Annotated in this window: 16 protein-coding genes; 1 reads left to right on the forward strand and 15 read right to left on the reverse strand. The window is 33.2% G+C overall.

Annotated features, from left to right (window positions below; genetic code table 11):
• The 4 genes from RHP49_16920 to RHP49_16935 are packed head-to-tail and all read right to left on the reverse strand — an operon-like array spanning position 1 to position 4630.
• On the reverse strand, positions 1–1431 hold the full coding sequence (locus RHP49_16920; GenBank protein ID WNH12557.1) for a class I SAM-dependent DNA methyltransferase: 1431 nt from the start codon (positions 1429–1431) through the stop codon (positions 1–3).
• Positions 1424–2260 carry an HNH endonuclease gene (locus tag RHP49_16925; GenBank protein ID WNH12558.1) on the reverse strand — a complete coding sequence of 279 codons (837 nt, stop codon included), beginning with the start codon at positions 2258–2260 and terminating at the stop codon, positions 1424–1426. Before RHP49_16925 ends, RHP49_16920 begins: the two co-directional genes overlap by 8 nt.
• Positions 2260–2682 carry a type I restriction-modification enzyme R subunit C-terminal domain-containing protein gene (locus RHP49_16930; protein WNH12559.1) on the reverse strand — a complete coding sequence of 141 codons (423 nt, stop codon included), beginning with the start codon at positions 2680–2682 and terminating at the stop codon, positions 2260–2262. Before RHP49_16930 ends, RHP49_16925 begins: the two co-directional genes overlap by 1 nt.
• Positions 2630–4630 (reverse strand): DEAD/DEAH box helicase family protein, encoded by a 2001-nt coding sequence (locus tag RHP49_16935; protein ID WNH12560.1) that lies wholly within the window; start codon positions 4628–4630, stop codon positions 2630–2632. Before RHP49_16935 ends, RHP49_16930 begins: the two co-directional genes overlap by 53 nt.
• A 543-nt stretch (positions 4631–5173) precedes the next feature.
• Between RHP49_16935 and RHP49_16940 the strand changes: the two genes are divergently transcribed.
• On the forward strand, positions 5174–5596 hold the full coding sequence (locus RHP49_16940) for a hypothetical protein (GenBank protein WNH12561.1): 423 nt from the start codon (positions 5174–5176) through the stop codon (positions 5594–5596).
• Positions 5597–5799: 203 nt separating this feature from the next.
• Here RHP49_16940 and RHP49_16945 read toward each other — a convergent pair whose 3' ends face one another.
• The 11 genes from RHP49_16945 to RHP49_16995 form a co-directional block, all read right to left on the reverse strand.
• On the reverse strand, positions 5800–6984 hold the full coding sequence (locus RHP49_16945) for a DUF5906 domain-containing protein (GenBank protein WNH12562.1): 1185 nt from the start codon (positions 6982–6984) through the stop codon (positions 5800–5802).
• The gene (locus tag RHP49_16950) at positions 6981–7163 is read right to left on the reverse strand and encodes a hypothetical protein (protein ID WNH12563.1); all 183 of its coding nucleotides are present in this window, start codon (positions 7161–7163) and stop codon (positions 6981–6983) included. Before RHP49_16950 ends, RHP49_16945 begins: the two co-directional genes overlap by 4 nt.
• 2 nt (positions 7164–7165) lie before the next feature.
• Positions 7166–7453 (reverse strand): helix-turn-helix domain-containing protein, encoded by a 288-nt coding sequence (locus tag RHP49_16955; protein ID WNH12564.1) that lies wholly within the window; start codon positions 7451–7453, stop codon positions 7166–7168.
• 131 nt (positions 7454–7584) lie between these two features.
• The gene (locus tag RHP49_16960; GenBank protein ID WNH12565.1) at positions 7585–8325 is read right to left on the reverse strand and encodes a hypothetical protein; all 741 of its coding nucleotides are present in this window, start codon (positions 8323–8325) and stop codon (positions 7585–7587) included.
• 2 nt (positions 8326–8327) lie between these two features.
• A complete protein-coding gene (locus RHP49_16965; GenBank protein WNH12566.1) occupies positions 8328–9584 on the reverse strand; it encodes a tyrosine-type recombinase/integrase in 1257 nt (418 codons plus the stop codon).
• Between the two features lie 304 nt (positions 9585–9888).
• Positions 9889–10293 (reverse strand): IS3 family transposase, encoded by a 405-nt coding sequence (locus tag RHP49_16970; GenBank protein ID WNH12567.1) that lies wholly within the window; start codon positions 10291–10293, stop codon positions 9889–9891.
• Positions 10294–10348: 55 nt separating this feature from the next.
• Positions 10349–10591, reverse strand: coding sequence for a transposase (locus RHP49_16975; GenBank protein ID WNH12568.1), 243 nt, complete (start codon positions 10589–10591; stop codon positions 10349–10351).
• A gap of 243 nt (positions 10592–10834) precedes the next feature.
• Positions 10835–14122, reverse strand: a complete 3288-nt coding sequence (locus RHP49_16980; protein WNH12569.1) for a glycosyl hydrolase — start codon at positions 14120–14122, stop codon at positions 10835–10837.
• An 81-nt stretch (positions 14123–14203) separates the two neighbouring features.
• Complete coding sequence (locus RHP49_16985; protein WNH12570.1) at positions 14204–15157, reverse strand: fumarylacetoacetate hydrolase family protein; 954 nt, start codon at positions 15155–15157, stop codon at positions 14204–14206.
• A gap of 15 nt (positions 15158–15172) precedes the next feature.
• Positions 15173–16312, reverse strand: coding sequence for an FAD-dependent monooxygenase (locus RHP49_16990; GenBank protein ID WNH12571.1), 1140 nt, complete (start codon positions 16310–16312; stop codon positions 15173–15175).
• Between the two features lie 57 nt (positions 16313–16369).
• Positions 16370–17479, reverse strand: coding sequence for an alpha/beta hydrolase (locus RHP49_16995; GenBank protein WNH12572.1), 1110 nt, complete (start codon positions 17477–17479; stop codon positions 16370–16372).
• Between the last annotated feature and the right edge of the window lie 33 nt (positions 17480–17512).

Genomic DNA, 17512 nt, shown 5'->3' on the forward strand with positions numbered 1-17512 from the left:
TTATTTTAAAGCTTCAGTTAAAACATTTACAATTTCCGCTTGTATTGAAGAAATCTTCTTTTCAGTGGCTCTAAATTTTTCTAATAACACTTCTGGACTTGCCAGAGAATCTGCTTCTTGGTGTGGATTTTTAATATCTAGATTATAGCCTCTTTTTTTAATCTCTTCAATGGATACTTTCCAGGCTTGTGTATTTTCTTCACGATTGTTCCACCATTCTTTTTCTACATCAAATTCTTTAATATTAATAGGTTTCGTTTTATTGTAGCTTACCACGCCTTCTGGGTACTGATGTTCAAAATACCAGACCTCTTTAGTGGGTGTTCCCTTTTCAAAAAACAATAGGTTGGTTTTAATACCTGTATAAGGGTTAAATACACCATTAGGCAAACGCACTATGGTATGTAGGTTACAGCGTTCTAACAACTCTTCTTTTAAGCGTGTTTTCATGCCTTCGCCAAACAAAGTACCATCTGGTAATACAATAGCGCAACGCCCGTTGGTTTTAAGTAACTTAATGATTAAGGCTAAGAATAAATCGGCTGTTTCTTTGGTTCTAAATTTTTGTGGAAAGTTGGTTTCGGTACCATCTTCTTCCACACCACCAAAAGGCGGATTGGTTAATATAATATCTAGTTTATCTTTGGCTCCCCAATCGGCATACGGTTTGCTTAATAAATTATCTCTTCGTACCGCAGGCAAATCGAAACCATGCAACATTAAATTGGTTGTACACAGTAAATGTGGTAATGGTTTTTTCTCAATACCTCTAATAGAAGTTTGCAAAACATCCCGGTCCTTTGGTGTTTTTACTTGCTCGCGCATATGGTCAATCGTACAGGTTAAAAACCCACCTGTACCGCAAGCAGGATCGAGTATGCTTTCTCCTAATTGTGGATTAATCATATCTACCATAAACTGTGTCACTGCTCTTGGAGTGTAATACTCACCCGACGATCCTGCCGATTGGAGTTCTTTTAAAATAGTTTCGTAAATATCATTGAATAAGTGACGTTCAGTAGTACTATTAAAATCTATTTGATTAATGACATTGATTACTTGACGGAATAGTGTTCCATTTTTCATGTAGTTATACGTGTCATCAAACACCGATCGTATAATATGTGCTTGCGGACTAATTGTAATGTCTAAATCTTTAAGTGTTGGGAATAACTCAATTTCGATAAACTCCATTAATTTATCGCCTGTTAATCCCTCATCGTTAGCTGCCCAATTTTGCCATTTAAGTTTTTCAGGGATTGGAGACTCGTAATTATCGATGGTTATTTCCCATTCTTCTTCTTTATCGGCAAATATTTTCATAAAAAGCATCCATACCATTTGCGAAATGCGCTGTGCATCGCCATCTACTCCTGTATCCTTACGCATGATATCGCGTATGCCTTTTATGTTTGTTGTTATGTTACTCATTAAATATGATTTCTTTTAATTCTTTAACTGTTAGGTATTTGTTTTGTTTATTTTTTCTGTGTAGCATTCTATGACAATTTGCACAAACTAATGCTAAATCATCTAATTTTGTTATTCTTTCTCCTTTATTAATCGGGATTTTATGATGACATTCAATAAAGCCGTCACCTAAATTTGGATAGGCACTTGAGAAATCGAAATTACAACATTCACATAATAAATTGACTGCAGATGCTTTCCTTTTTTGGACTAAACTTCTATCTCTTTCCCTATATCTGTGTAATGCGTAATTCCATTTTCCTTCTTCACTCTCCGTATCGTCTAAGCCATCGTCTAAAAGACTTTCTGATAATTCAGATATATATTTTCTGTACACATCTTCTCTAAAAAAAGGAGTAAAAGCATTCCAAATAATTTTTTGTATGTCTTCTTTTGGTAAATTTTTATCAAATAGTTCTATTAGGTAGGTATGGCCTTGATTAACAGCTGTGAGATTAAAATTTGAAGGTTTAGTTAACTCTTTAGTTTTAGCTAATATTTTCATTTTCCTACCCCATCGATAATTTGGATCAGTTTTAAAACAGTCTATTTCAATATTATCAACTGGAGTTAGTAAATGTGTGAAATATATTTTATTCCTATTGTTTACTTTTTGAAATAAAACCACAATATCTCCAATTTTTGGAATCATTGCATGTGTTGGCTGATGCACATAAGAAGATGACCAATGTAAGGTCATTTCATTTTTATCATCATCAAAATATGCCCAATCCTTTCCGCCTTGATTTTTTACATTGCGCCCCCATTGTATGTCCTTATAGCTAAACATTACGCAATATTATAAATTTCATTTTCTAATTCTTGTATGGCTTTATCAAAATCTTTCTTTTTACCAAAAGCCCTTACTAACTCCACAGGAGACCCCATTTGATTCAGAGGTTTTACTTTAAGCACAGAACCTTGTTCTATAGATATTATGCCTTCTTGTTCGTACTTGTCTAATAAACTATTTAACACCCTTTGAGCTGTTTCGCTATACTTACCAAAGTAATTACGTTTTCGTACGTTATTGGCACGTTCTTGTCTTGTTAATGCTGGTTGGTCAAAAGCTATATGACAAATCAAATCAAAATCATCTAAATCTTGTCCTACTTCTTCACGGAGTGCTTCCAATAAAACACCATGTTCCGCTAATTCTTTAATTAACTCCTCTTTCTTTTTCTGAAGCATGCCACTTTTGAATGAAATCATCTAAAGAAGCAAATTCTTTTTCTATATTCTTTTTAGAATAGTCTTTTAAAGATTCGGTAATTAGTTTTCCGTCTTTACCATAGTATTGTACACGTTCATTAATAACAGAGACGGGAATATTATTTACATAAAACTTTGTAATTTCTTGTTCTTCTTCATCTATGTCAATATTCGGGCGAGGAGCTATTAACTCTGGATGCTCGCCTAGAATGTCATCCTCAATAATAGTTGGGTCAATTTCATCTGGTGGCACTACAGGGTCATCAAGAGTTGGTTCGTAAATTTGAACAGGATCACCATCGAAATCTGGTCTTGCAAAAATATTAGTAGCCTTACGAAAGTCCATGATAGTAAAATACACTTTGCCTTCAGCTTCTCTTATTCTTGTTCCTCTACCTATTATTTGTTTAAATTCTGTAACGGATTGTATGTTGGATTCTAAAACAATGAACTTTACCATTTTGGTATCAATACCAGTGGTAAGCATTTTTGAAGTGGTTGCAATAACAGGAAAGCGTTCTTCTACATCTGTAAAATTATCTAATTCTTGTTTACCTACTTCATCATCGCCTGTGATTTTCACACAATAATTCCAATGATTAGCTACTAAGTCTGCATTTTCATTTATTAAAGCTTGGCGCATTCTGTTGGCATGATCTATATCTACGCAAAATACAATGGTTTTTGCAAAACGGTCGGTCGCCTTTAAATATTCCGTTATTTTTTGTGCAACAACTTGTGTACGTTCATCAATCGCTAAAGATTTATCATAATCTTTCAAATTATAAATACGATCTGTTACTTCATTACCGTATTTATCAAGTAAACCCGCAGTTGGCCTCCAACCCTCATCAACATTAGTAGTTATTCTGACAACCTTATAGGGAGCCAAAAAACCATCATCAATGCCTTGTTTTAATGAATATGTGTAAACAGGTTTACCAAAATAATCCATGTTTGAAACATCTTTAGTCTCTTTAGGAGTTGCCGTTAATCCAATATGCGTAGCCGAATTGAAATAAGTTAAAACATCACGCCAAGCTGAAGCTTCTGAAGCACTTCCTCTATGGCACTCATCAATAACCACTAAATCAAAAAAATCTGGACTAAATTCTTTGTACGCATTTTTATCTTCATCAGTACTGGTTAATCCTTGATAAAGTGCAAAATATATTTGATAGGATTTATCAATTTTTCTGTTTTTAATGATATGCATGATGTCATTACCAAAAGGAGAGAAATCACCATTTTTAGTTTGTGTCAATAAAGCGTTTCTATCTGCAAGAAATAAAATGCGTTTTTTTATTCCCGTTTTCCATAACCTCCAAATAATATTAAATGCTGTATACGTTTTACCAGTACCTGTAGCCATTACCAAAATAATACGATCTTGTCCTTTGGCAACAGCTTCTATTGTTCTATTAACAGCATTTTGCTGATAATAGCGGGGATTCATACCGCTGTCATCTAAGTAATAATCTTGTTCAACTATTTCTTGCGCTTCTGGAGTTTCAATATTTGCGTGACTTAAATACTTCTGCCACAAGAATTCTGGTGAAGGAAAGTTATCTAATGTTAACTCTTCTTCTAAAGTTCCGTCTGTTCTTGTTTTATCGTGAAACACAAAAGAATCTCCATTTGAGGTAAATACAAATGGAATTTGTAGAATCTCAGAATATTCTAATGCTTGTTGCATTCCATGTCCAACTGCCTTTTTATTGTCTTTAGCTTCAATAATAGCAATAGGTATATTGGATTTATAATATAGTATATAATCAGCTCGTTTATTTTTCCCTCTGGTATACAAATTTCCTTGTACAATGATTCGACCATCTGTAAAAGAAACTTCTTCTCTTACTTGGCTTCTCATATTCCAACCTGCTTTTAATATAGCAGGGTTAATAAACTTGCTACAAATATCCCTTTCGGAAAGATCTTTTTTATTCATATTTGTATTAAACTTAAATTGAATTTTCAGCTAAACCAAAATGGTATTAGTTGCTAAGAACCAATATTAAAAAGAGATTTTAAATATAACAAAAGAACATAAGAAACTACTTATACTTTTGCCCTTTTTAAAAATATATTATATAATACAATTCACTTCCTATATTTCAAGGACTTAACTTCGTTTAATATTATACCCATGTCCACCTTTTTAATAATTTATTGTCCTTCCTGTTTTTTATATGCCAGAAGAAATCCTTTTTAATGTAATTATAGATTGTATAATTTGAACATTGCATAAGTACTGATGCTTCTTTTTACTTTGTAACTTTTTTGTTCACATGATTTTGCAAAATCTTCCTTTAGCTCTATTTTTAAAACTTAACTATTAGCACCTTTCAATTCTTAAACTTTTACCCTATATAATAATATTGTTTTCATAACAAATAAATTCAATACTTCAATTACAAAAGGAATAAATATGAAACACCTAAAAACTACCATAAAGAGTTGTGAAGTATAGTGTTAATTTGCATTTTTTAGTGTGGTGCTAAGTGTGGTGCTAAGTGTGGTGCTAAGTGTGGTGCTAAGTGTGGTGCTAAGTGTGGTGCTAAGTGTGGTGCTAAGTGTGGTGCTAAGTGTGGTGCTAAGTGTGGTGCTAAGTGTGGTGCTAAGTGTGGTGCTAAGTGTGGTGCTAAGTGTGGTGCTAAGTGTGGTGCTAAGTGTGGTGCTAAGTGTGGTGCTAAGTGTGGTGCTAAGTGTGGTGCTAAGTGTGGTGCTAAGTGTGGTGCTAAGTGTGGTGCTAAGTGTGGTGCTAAGTGTGGTGCTAAGTGTGGTGCTAAGTGTGGTGCTAAGTGTGGTGCTAAGTGTGGTGCTAAGTGTGGTGCTAAGTGTGGTGCTAAGTGTGGTGCTAAGTGTGGTGCTAAGTGTGGTGCTAAGTGTGGTGCTAAGTGTGGTAAGTTTTTAAAAAATAATTAAATACCAAAAAAAATGTTGAACTGTTGAAAAATAATTTTAACCTTTCATTACCAGTAAGTTATGCTTCAACAAAATAATCAACTAGTTGCGCAACTAGATTTATATGTTAATCAACAATGCCATTAGCATTATGTTGAAACCTAACAACCTATATTTCAAATCATAAATAAAAAATTCAACAAATCAACAGTTTTAAATATTTTCTATTAACGCTTTTTCGAAATTATAAAAGCGTCCTTTAAACATTACTTTCTCTAACATAAAACCATCTCCATGTACACATTTCGATAAATGGTATTTATTATAAGAAGAGTTAATACTGTCAATTTTCAAATATTGTTTTATTACTTTAGAAATAAGATTAGGCGTAGCCCTTACATTATTCGCTTTAAGCTTTTCTACTAAATCAGAAGATGTATAAAATAATTGATCTACATCAAACTTTATGAAATCATCCATAAGACATTCCTTAATCTCTCGCAAAATAAAATTTTGATTGCATTTCAATAACTTTTCTAATGCAGTAGTTCTAATTTGCTCTGGTGTAAACCACATTCTTGTTTTCTTGGGTGTCAATATTTTTCTTTGATTTAGATAATGCATGAACGCTGGTAATTCTCCTTTTAATTTAATAAGTAATTCAGTATTTTCAAACTCAAAAGGGTTAACTTTAATTACCCAATAACGTATTTCTCCTTGATCGATATTAATAAAAGAGTCTTCATTATTAGAACATAAAATAAATTTACCATAGAACGCTTCCTCAGTCTTATCAACCCCCTTGGATTCTGATTTATAAGACGTAGCTGTAGACAAGTGCTTTAATCGCTCACTATCTTCCCGCTTTTCTAAAAGCACTTCATCAATGCATATTAAAAGCTTACTTGTCCAATCACTATTAAACCTTCCACGAAACTCTTCGTTTGTATTAATGGTTAAGTTATTTTGAAAAATCAGCTTCAGGAAGCTTAAAAAAGTTGTTTTACCTGTATTTCGTTCAGTACTTACCAAGCAAAGGATTGGTAATACCTGAGTAGGATTTCTCCATAAAATGGATAGATAATCTAACCCTAACTCATATTGATTTCCAAAAATATGCTTTAAATAATTTATAGTTTCTGTAAAATCCCCTTGTATAAATTCATGTTCAACTTTTTCATATTTATTATAAAAATGCTTATATACAGGTTGATAATCCGTATGAGATGGTCTTAAAATAAATCCATCATATTTCTTAATTTGGCATAAATACTCTTTACCATGGTCTGTAACAATTTCTGCTTTTTTCCATTTTACAATAGTAGCAACTGTTTCTCCATTTATTAACGGCTTATTTACCACTTTATAGTAATCTGAGCTTATTCTTAAATATTTCATAGCGTAGCAGGTTTGGTTAATAGATTTATTCTAAAACTGCCAACTTTATTATAATTGGGATCTCTAACGAGGCATAACTGAATATTAACCACTTCAATACTTGGATCATCTTTCATTACATTTCTTAACTCTTGCAAAAAGTATAATGATAACTGTTTTCTTATTTCTTGCTTAGTCATAATTACTTTTTTAAAGGTTTAAGAGCCTCCAAAAGCTCACATCTTTTGTAATAACGTCTTGAAGAAATGGCATAAGCTGTAACCTTTCCTTTTTGTGTCCAATGCCAAAGCGTAGACAAATCAATTTTAAGAAATTTACAAGCCTCTTCCCTACTAAATAGTTCATCATTAGAATGAAGATTTCCTAATGATTTTTTAAAGTCATTAAGCTGACTTTTCACACTTGAACCAACTAATTCTTTTAGTTGTTCTGGTGTTAACTCGGATAATAGAATTGAATTTTTAATCATAATTTATATAATTTATATTATGATGTAAAATTCAATCAAATTACCAGTTTAGATTGAATCGATATTGCAGTGTTTCTGATGCAGCATTGCATTTTTTTCAATTCAGTACTGCATTACCCATAATTAAAACATTAATTATTAGGTAGTTCAGTATTAAAAAACAATTTATATGATATTTTAAACAAATTAATTTTTTTGTTAGAAAAAGTAAATGCTTGTCTGCTATCTATAGCATCCATTGAAATATCATACTTAGCTAATTCAGTAATAAATTTAGCGCCGTTACATATTACCAGCTCAAACTTATGCATGGCATAAAAAAGAAAACTAAACTCAGCCTTATAATGAATATCTTGTTTATATAAGTCTATATATTTTCGGAACAATGCTTCCGAGTTAACGCAATTAAAAACTTTATTATTATAATCTTTTTGAATATTAGAACCAATAGACTCTGTTTCTATTTCAGAATTATCTTCGAATACTTTTAAAAGTTCAGATCTTATTGAACTTAAATCATCAATAGAAAATATATCAGAAGCAAAGCCGTTGAATGAAGGTCTTAGGTTATGAGTAAAATAAGGAGCAGATAATGCTTCTTCTTGCAATCTTTTTTTATAATAAGCATGATTTTCTTCATTAACAGCATTTTTCAAATTATTTTGCAATTCTTCAATTAACTCTTTATAATTTAAACGAGCTTGTACAATTAATTGATCAACAATTTTTAAAGAAGTTTTAATAAATTCATGATTTGTAATACCAAATTCCTCAAAAACCTTCTTTTTACTAAAAAGTAAATGGTTATGATAAAACTCTTTACGGTTTAAATAGCCATCTAATAATACATTAATATAATCTTCTTTCTTCATTCTTAAAAATAGTTAGTTAATTCCATTGCAATATCTTTATTACTCTTACCTATATACTGCAAAAACATAGCTTCTGAACTATGTCCTGTGATATAAATTAAATAAGAAGTAGGTATTTTACCGTAAAAGTTAGAAGCAAAAGAGCGCCTTCCGATATGGCTAGTTACAAGCTCCCATTTTTCATAGATCCCTTCCTTATTTCTAATGATTTTTTCATCTGAATCTTTTGGTGCTATATTTTCTTGCTTCTTACCTAAAACTTTTTCATTTAATTTAGCTTTCGAACAAATAACCTTTATATAATCATTATAGCGTTGGTCTGATATTTGTCTAGGAAATTCACCATCATGCTTTTTTAAAATACTTAAAACTTTAGGATGCAATGGTACAGTCATTAATTTACCAGTTTTTTGCTGAGTAAATTCGATTAAATGTTTTCCTTTTTCAATTCTTATCATTGACTTTCTAAACTTCATAAAGTCTGAAATTCGTTGTCCAAGAAAACAACTTATAACTAACCAATCCCTAGCATTTTCTAAATGATCAAATTCTAAAACTGTTTTCTGAATTTCTTCTAATTCAAAAAAACTCAAGTAAATATGTGAAACTTTTTCTTTTTTTAATTTCAATTTATCAAGCTGAATACTTACTTCTAAACCATTTCCTCTTGCATGCTTACAAAAGGTTTTTATTAAACCTAAATCTCTTTGAATAGTATTATTAGCATATTTTTCTTTTACACAAAAATTGACAAAGAGCATTTTAAAGTTTTCATCAACCTCTTTTACTAATATCTTTTTACCAATATCTTTTTCTAATCTAATTATTTTATTTTTAATAACATTGAATTTAGTTACTGATGCAGGCTTAATCTCTTGAGATCGAACTATTACATAATGATCAATATAATCAGTAAGTAATTTAGGAAGTTGTTTAATTGCTTGATTCGGGTTATAATAGAGGTCTAATTGGTGTTCTAACCATTTTTTATCAACTAAAGAAGGATTAGCTGAATGAAAAGCATTTAAAATATATGATTCAATTTTATTTAATTCTTTTCTTACTTCAAATTGTTTATTAATAACATCAACATCCTTTGCTCGTTTTAATTTATGAATCCGCTCCCAATACTCCTTGGTAACCTTTAAGTTTGTATTGGCTGCACGAACAAAATCTTTTTCATTAAATCTAAATAATAATCTTAGACTTAGGAATGCTTCCGACTTAACTGATCTGTATAAAAAATTTACTGCTGCCATAAATAAAATCTGTACGATTTCTGTACGGCTAATTTAAATTAAATACAATTTCATACAACTACATACAATGGAAACTTATTAACACACCCTTCAAAAGCATTGTAAACAAAGAGATAATTAGTATTTTACTAATATTACAAGAAAGAGTAAAATTAAATAAATGCGTTCCCTCTTTCTCCGCTTAGAGATTAGCAAATCTCACCAAAAGCCGATAAACATAGTGTTTATCGGCTTTTTTAATTTTATTTAATACCAAATAAATTCATATAATATCAAATAAAAAGTCGGACATTTTTTCTAAGACCTATGCTACATTTTTAAATTGATAAAATTCTTGTTCTACTTCGTAAGGCGTTTTATACCCCAAAAAAGAGTGTAAACGTTTTCTATTATACCATATTTCGATATATTCAAAAATACTTGTTTTAGCCACTCTACTCCTAGATATACAATGACCTTTACGTTTTAGTTGTTCCGCTATTTTTGTGGAGCCATAACGCTGTTTACTCAGGTCAAATTCATTTTTTATCAAATCTGTAAATAAGCTGTGTTCCAGTGCCCGTTTTGATGGACCAGCTCTATACCACCTATAAAAACTGCTCCTACTTACTTTAAAAACTTTGCACATCCTCTCGATGGGGTATAAATGTTTATAACTGGCTATAAATCCATAGATTTCCCATCGCTCTTGGAAATGCGAAGCATTCATGAATACCTTAATTTAAAATAGAAAACAATGAACTAAAAGATGTACACGGCCTTTTTTAATATTTCAAGTTCAAGTTCCTTTTTTTAAGGGCTTTGCGAAGTCTTTTAAGCTCTAAAGTATCTTCGGGTATTGGTTTTTCTGCCTTGGGTAATGTAGTTATTTTGGCTGCATTGCGCCATTTGTAGATTCTCTGAACTTCTACGCCCAGCTCATCTGCTAATTCTTTTATGTTAACTCGCTGGTAACTTAACCTAACTGCTTGCTCCTTTAATTCAGTACTGTAATATCGTTTTTTCATGTTTCTAAGATATTTGTTTTGCAGCAAACGGTCTTAAATTTTCTGTCCGATTAAAGGTAGCAACTCCACTCCAATCCGTGCTAGTCTTTAACACAAACACTGGGATTCCATCTGTTATTTTAAAAATTGAGTTTTAAAACGTACTTCGTTTTATGTTCACTTACTTTTTATCTCCTTTATACAATACAGTAATAAAATCAAAACCTATAGTTCAAAATTGCAGGTTTAATTCTACAAAACCATTTATTTCAATTGAATTATTTTTATATCTCCAATTAACCCCGAAGGCCTTAAAGGCGAATCTTTTTGATAGAAAGGCATCGTTGTAAATGTTTTCTTTTCTATAACATCTGGTTGTGCATCTCCAACTAAACGATTCGCCCATAAATTAGTTACTTTAATTTCTAACTGATTATCACCTTTCACAATAGCATTTGTAACGTCTATTTGATAAGGTTTTTTCCAAATAACGCCAACTTTTTTACCATTAAGAGTTACTTCTGCTATATGTTTTAGGTCATCAAATTGAAGAATGTACGTGCTCTTTTCATCTATGTTTAAAAACTCAAAACCATTTTTATAAGTTGCTGTACCGCTAAAATATTTTGTCTCATCTGAAGTTGTCCATGATGTAAGTGCCTGGCTTTCTTTTAAAAGTCCATTAAAATCAACCACCCAGGTTCCACCTATAATTTGTTGAGATTTTTCTTGAGGTAAAGCCACATTAAAACTAGTTACCTCTGAAACTTCATCAAAAACTATAAATACCGCATCCCAAGATTTTAAAGCTAATGATACGTTTGTTCTATCCCCAATTATTTCATAAGAAACCGTCGTAATTGCACCTGTTTCGGCATTTAAAAGTTTAGGTTTTTTTCCAGACACCTTAAAACTGACTTTTGTATTCGTAGGATTTTCATTTCTGTTATTTAACCAGTAAATATCGGTATCGTTATCGACCCTATGTTTAAATCGAATATCATGATCGGTATCTGTGATTAAAACGTCTTCTGGTATTTCTATGTTTAAATTGATCCCAACATTATCCATACTCCAAACCTCCTCTGCTAGCTTTTCAAATTCAATTTGATTATCTGACAAACTAGGGGAACCCTTAGGTTTTTCTCCTATAATTCTAGCACCAGATTTAGCCAGTTCAGCTAGTTTTTTCAATACAGGAAATGTCATCCATTTTGCACTGGCATCTAACATTAACACCTCATAAGTGTTGCCGCTTTGCGCTACCAGTTTTCCATCCTTTGTTTCAATCGCATCAATTAAAGCCGTTGCATTACAAAAGTCAAATTCGTAACCTTTAGGAATATTAGGTAGTTGGTCTTTAAATAGCCAAGTAATATTTTCATTTTCTCCATAGTAATATAGAATATCAGCAACATTTTTACCTTTCTGCATCATATAACTACTACGTGATAAATAATCTATCCATGCTTTAGCTCCTGCTCCAGACCAAGTTTCATGTCTTGTAAAATATTGACCGAAAGGTCCTAATGTAAAACCAGGTTTTTTATCATCTAAAGGCTGATGTACCGAAGTATGTATTACAAAACGATTTAAACCAGATGCTAATTCCATATCGGCAGTCCGTTTTAAACTTTCAGGATATTCTTGAAAAGGTTTCCCTACTGATGTCATAGACTCAGCTGCTACAAATGGTTTTCCGTATATGTTTGCTACCGATGCTGATTCGCGAATATCGGCTTCACTCCTAACCTCTTCGTCTGCTCCTTCCGCTAAACTTCCTGGTGTCCACATGGCGGCCATAGGAATATCTGCATGACGTTTTACATCCATGCCATCGACCAGATAAACCCGTTTATTTTCATGGGATTCTGTATAACGCTTCATCCCTCTTTTATGAAGCTCTTCTCCAATAACATCATAATGGTTTTCTGCTACAAGGTCACCTATCGTTTTACGAAAATCCCATAAAAACTTCTCGCTGGCTTCGTTGCTAACAACAGTTCTTCCAAGAAGTACTGGTAGCCATTTTACTATACTGTACCCACATTTTTTTTCAAATTCTTGAGGAAAGTTTGAAGTCCAATTCATTAAACCTGCTTCATAACTATCCAAAATCATATATTCCAACCCATTTGCCCCCAGCTTATTTCCTGTAGCATCTTTATACATGTCTAAATAGGTATTGATATACTTTCTAACGGCTTCTTTATTCAATTTATCGACCTCTAAACCTGTTGCTTCAGGCGAAGCGGGATGGTTTTGACGTCCTGTAAGCGCGTAACCAAACCTTACAATTTTCCATTGTCCTTTTGGAACCTCCCATTTTAAAGTGCCATCTGGCTGCATTTTACTGGATAGGTCTATAATATTTTCTTCTGAAATAATATCACTTTCGTTATTCGAAGAATCCACCCTATTTTCTGTCCATGGACTAAAACCTGCTTTGTCTTCTATTTGATCGATTCTTGATGTATTATACAATACAAATTCAGCAACCTCAACACCATTAGGATGAAGCTCTCCCATTGGCGCACCTGCCATTAATGCAAAAATATCTGGTTTAGGAGGTAGTGTTTCAAAGCACATACGCCAGTATTTAGCAGTAGTTGGTTTTATCGAAACTGTATTAAATGGTACATGTGAACCAGAAACTGTGGCTATTGTTCTAAAATTAATGCCATCATCACTAACTTTTAAACTTCGGTTTTTAACACCTCCATTGAATTCAGCCAATTTATCATGACTAGCTCCTGAAACTGAAAAAGCTTTAAATGTTTGTGGTGAATTAAAAGCATATTGCACCCACATATCTTCGCCAACTTTTGTTGGTGGCAGGAAATACGACTTAGACAAATCATTATCCATTACATATTTAGTATCAAAATCACCTCCGCTTTTGCTCAAAATAGGACTTAATTCTGCTAACTGTTTTTCATTATCAGGAAGCTTATAAGCAATAACAAAGGCATCTTTATAAAACTTTGGTTTCTCACCAACAAAAGCACCATCCATACCTTCTTCATCCATTGGCACATCTTGAAAATTACCAATATTACTAGGAGGCTCTGGTAACTTTCCACTATAATTTTGTCCGCCCTTAACAACAACCTCAGACCAAACATATTTTTTCATGCCATCTTTAGGTTCTACCCAAGGACCTCCTGTAACGCTCCATCCCGGCGAACCTGCTATAGCCATCTCAAAACCTTTTTTAGCAGCTAAATCTGTTGTGAAACTAAAGGCATCTTTCCATTGTGGCGTCATATAGACCAACCTGTTAGGCACCACAACTGGAGTTAAAAATTTAGCATCGAAATTATGAAAACCTCCAATACCAATGCTTTCCATCCAATCTAAATCTTTTTGAATCCCTTCTTTGGTAATATTACCATTCATCCAATGCCACCAAACCCTGGGTTTAGCAGTATTTGGAGGTGTTTTAAAATCTTGATAAAAAGACTCATTACTTTGCTTGTTTTCATTAGTATTACAGCTAATCGCAACTAAAAAAAGCAAAAAAGAACAGCTTATAGATATTACTTTTTTCATTTATAATAAATTTTAAATTTAAAAAAGTCCAAATAATTAAATTTAGACTTTTAACCAATTAACACAGAAATTATAACTAACTCAAATAACTGTATTTTTTAATACACCAATACCTTCTATTTCAAGCTCTACAACATCTCCGGGCTCCAATGGTCGGTGCACCGAAAAATTGTTTTCTATCAAACTGCCCCAGCCAACGGTTCCGCTTCCTAAAATATCACCAGGCATCAGGGAAACATTGTTTTCAGATGCACGTTGCATCATTTCCGGAAAGCTCCAATGCACCGTTTTGTAATTGCCTTCGCAAATGGTTTCTCCATTAATTTTTGCAGTCATTTTTAAATCGAACCTACTGCCTGTGTGTTTGGGCATGGCCAAATGTTCTGGGTGACTTTCCCTATTTATAGAACAACGGTATTGTTCAAATTCGTCTTTGGTGACGATGCAAGGCCCAATGGCATTGGCAAAATCCTTACCTTTATGTGGCCCCAAAGGCACGGTCATTTCACGCTTTTGGATGGCACGTGCCGTCCAATCGTTAAAAACCGTATAACCGAAAATATAATCGTCGGCATCTTCAATTTTAATGTCTTTTCCTTTTTTGCCAATAATCACGGCCATCTCCAATTCAATATCCAACTTGGTTTCTTTTTCCGGACGTTTTATCTCATCATTGGGTCCATAAACACCGTGGTGGTTGGTGAAGTAAAAAATAGGCATTTCGTACCAAGCTTCCCCTACTGTATGTCCGAATGATTTTGAGGCATTGAGCATATGCTGCTCAAAGCCAATATAATCTCTAAAACTTCTTGGATTTGGTAATGGCGCTATTAACGTCACTTCACCTAATGAATAATGCGGTGCTATGTCTCCAAGAGCTTTTATTGTTTTAAAATATTCCTCATGGTTATCAATAAATGAAAGCATATCAGTTGGAAGCGATGCTTCTGCCAAATTCATATCAACAACTTGAGTACCTTCAATCCATCCTATACGGGTATTTCCTTCTCTATTTATAAATGTAACTAATTTCATATTCTTTATTAATTTTTAAATTGGTTGGGTAAGTGCCATACATGTTTTTCCCATTTCAGCACCTATATTTACACCTTCAGGTAATTGTTTTCCTTTAAAAGTCATTAACTCCCATTCCCCTATGCGCTCTGAGCTTTCAACAACCATTTTACATCGTTCATATCTGCGTGCCATAAATCTTGAAAATATGGCAGAAGTGCCATCTTGCTTTTCAATTTCTTCTGCCAATACCACAGCATCTTCAATAGCTAATGCTGCCCCAGACCCCAACTGAGGTAAAGTTGCATGTGCCCCATCGCCAATAATTATAGCATTTCCTTTATACCAAGGTGCTGGTAAACTTAAAGTTTCTAAAGGGCGATAATTAACCAATTTAGGATCAACTACTTGATCTATTAAATCTTGAACCATAGCAACTGGATATTCTTGCATGTACGATTTTAGCATAGGTATCATCTGTTCTTCTTTTATAAAAGGATTATCAGCACCTTCTGCTGATACCACAAACATGTATATAGTATCTTCGGTCATTGGGATTAAACCTAACTTGCTTTTCTTTCCAAAATACATGTAGCCCGTGTCCAAATCTTTTGGTCTTTTAAAAGCATAACGCCATACCGAAAGTCCTACATAATTTGGTTTATAATCTCCAAAAATCAAACTACGTACTTTTGAGTTTACACCATCGGCACCAATCAGTATATCATAACTCCCAATGTTTCCATCTGAAAACACCACATCAACACCATCTTCCTTTTCTTTTATTTCATTAACAGTCAATCCCATTTGGTATTTTGTACCCAAAGCTTTGCTTCTTTCAAACAATACTTCATGTAAAATTCGTCTTGAAATCCCATTATGACTTGGAAAACGACCTATTGGAGGTGTTCCTACTTCGGCAACTTGATGACCCGTTGGCGTACACATTTTTACTTGGGCGTACGGGCATCCTCGATTCATAGCTTCATCTGCGACACCGAGTTCATCTAGTGCTCTTAAAGCATTTGCTTGTTGAATGATACCTACGCCATATACATCAAACTTGGGTTCGATTTCAACTATATCTACATTTATCCCTATTTGTCTAAGCGCGATAGCTACAGATTGTCCACCTATACCGCCTCCTACAATTAGTACATTATTTATTGATTCCATAATTAGTTTAGTGGTTTTTTTAGTTGGTTTTAAATTACAAAAAAAGAGTTGATTTTACTATAATCTTTCCGCAATCCAATCGTACATATTAAACGTTTTTGTAAAATCGTCTATTTGACAATGTTGAGAACCACTTTCACCTTTCGGAATTACTTCCAATTGATGTTCACAAGTTAAGTGTTTTTCTAGGTTATAGGCATGCTCAACAAAATTTTGCTTATCATCTTCTCCATGAAGAATATAGGTTGGCATCGAAATTTTCTCTGCTACACCATTTTCAAGAGTAAAACCTTTAAGTTTCTCAAGAACTTGGTCATAACTATCGGCATCCATAATATGCTCAACTATCTCTGCTAAAGGATGCGTTGCTGGTCTGCCCGCCCAAACTTGGTAATAAGACCAAACGGCTCCAAAAATCATACAAACCTTAAATCTAGGTTCGAAAGCAGCACATCGGGCAGCCATATAACCTCCCATAGATACAGCTCCAATACCAATACGGCCGGTATCAATTTCATCTTTTAAATTATCAATACAATACTCTAAAACTGCTGTTCCTGCCACATTATAATCATGACGAGAATGAATGTTATTTAATCTTAAAGCAGCGCCTTGCCCTGGCCCATCCATAGCCAGTAAAGCTATGCCACGTTCGTTTAAATGCTGACCAATACCGAAATAAAGCTCTTCTGCCAAACTATCCAAACCGCCAAACATAACCATTACCGGAGGGTTTTTAACACCTGTAGGCTTAAACAAATATCCTGGTAAAAAAGAGCCTTCAAATGGTACTTCTACCTGTAACGGTTTTTCATCAAAATATTTAATGGCTTTTAAAAATGCTTCTCTAGCTTTTAAATAGGTTGGTATTTTTTTCTCGTGTCCCAGCTTCATAAAAAACTCGGCTGAACGCAAGTAATTAAACGCTCTTAAATAAGTACGTCTTGCCGAAATATAATGTCCGTTTTTTTTAAATTCTTCTGCCAGTTCATAAACGGGATTCCCTTTTTTGAGCCAAGCTTCATTATAAGATTCTCTATTATTTGGGTCGATATCTGCTGCAACCTCAAGTATTTCTGCAAATTCACCTCCACCATAATGTGCCTGTGTAAGAGCTCTATTTACTTGATAGGACGGCATGTACTGTCCTGGAAAATAATGCCACATAATTTTTTTATTTTTTAGTTATTATTTAGAATA

The organism is Flavobacteriaceae bacterium HL-DH10 (genome assembly GCA_031826515.1).
In the GTDB taxonomy this organism is placed as follows: Bacteria; Bacteroidota; Bacteroidia; order Flavobacteriales; family Flavobacteriaceae; genus Thalassobellus; species Thalassobellus suaedae.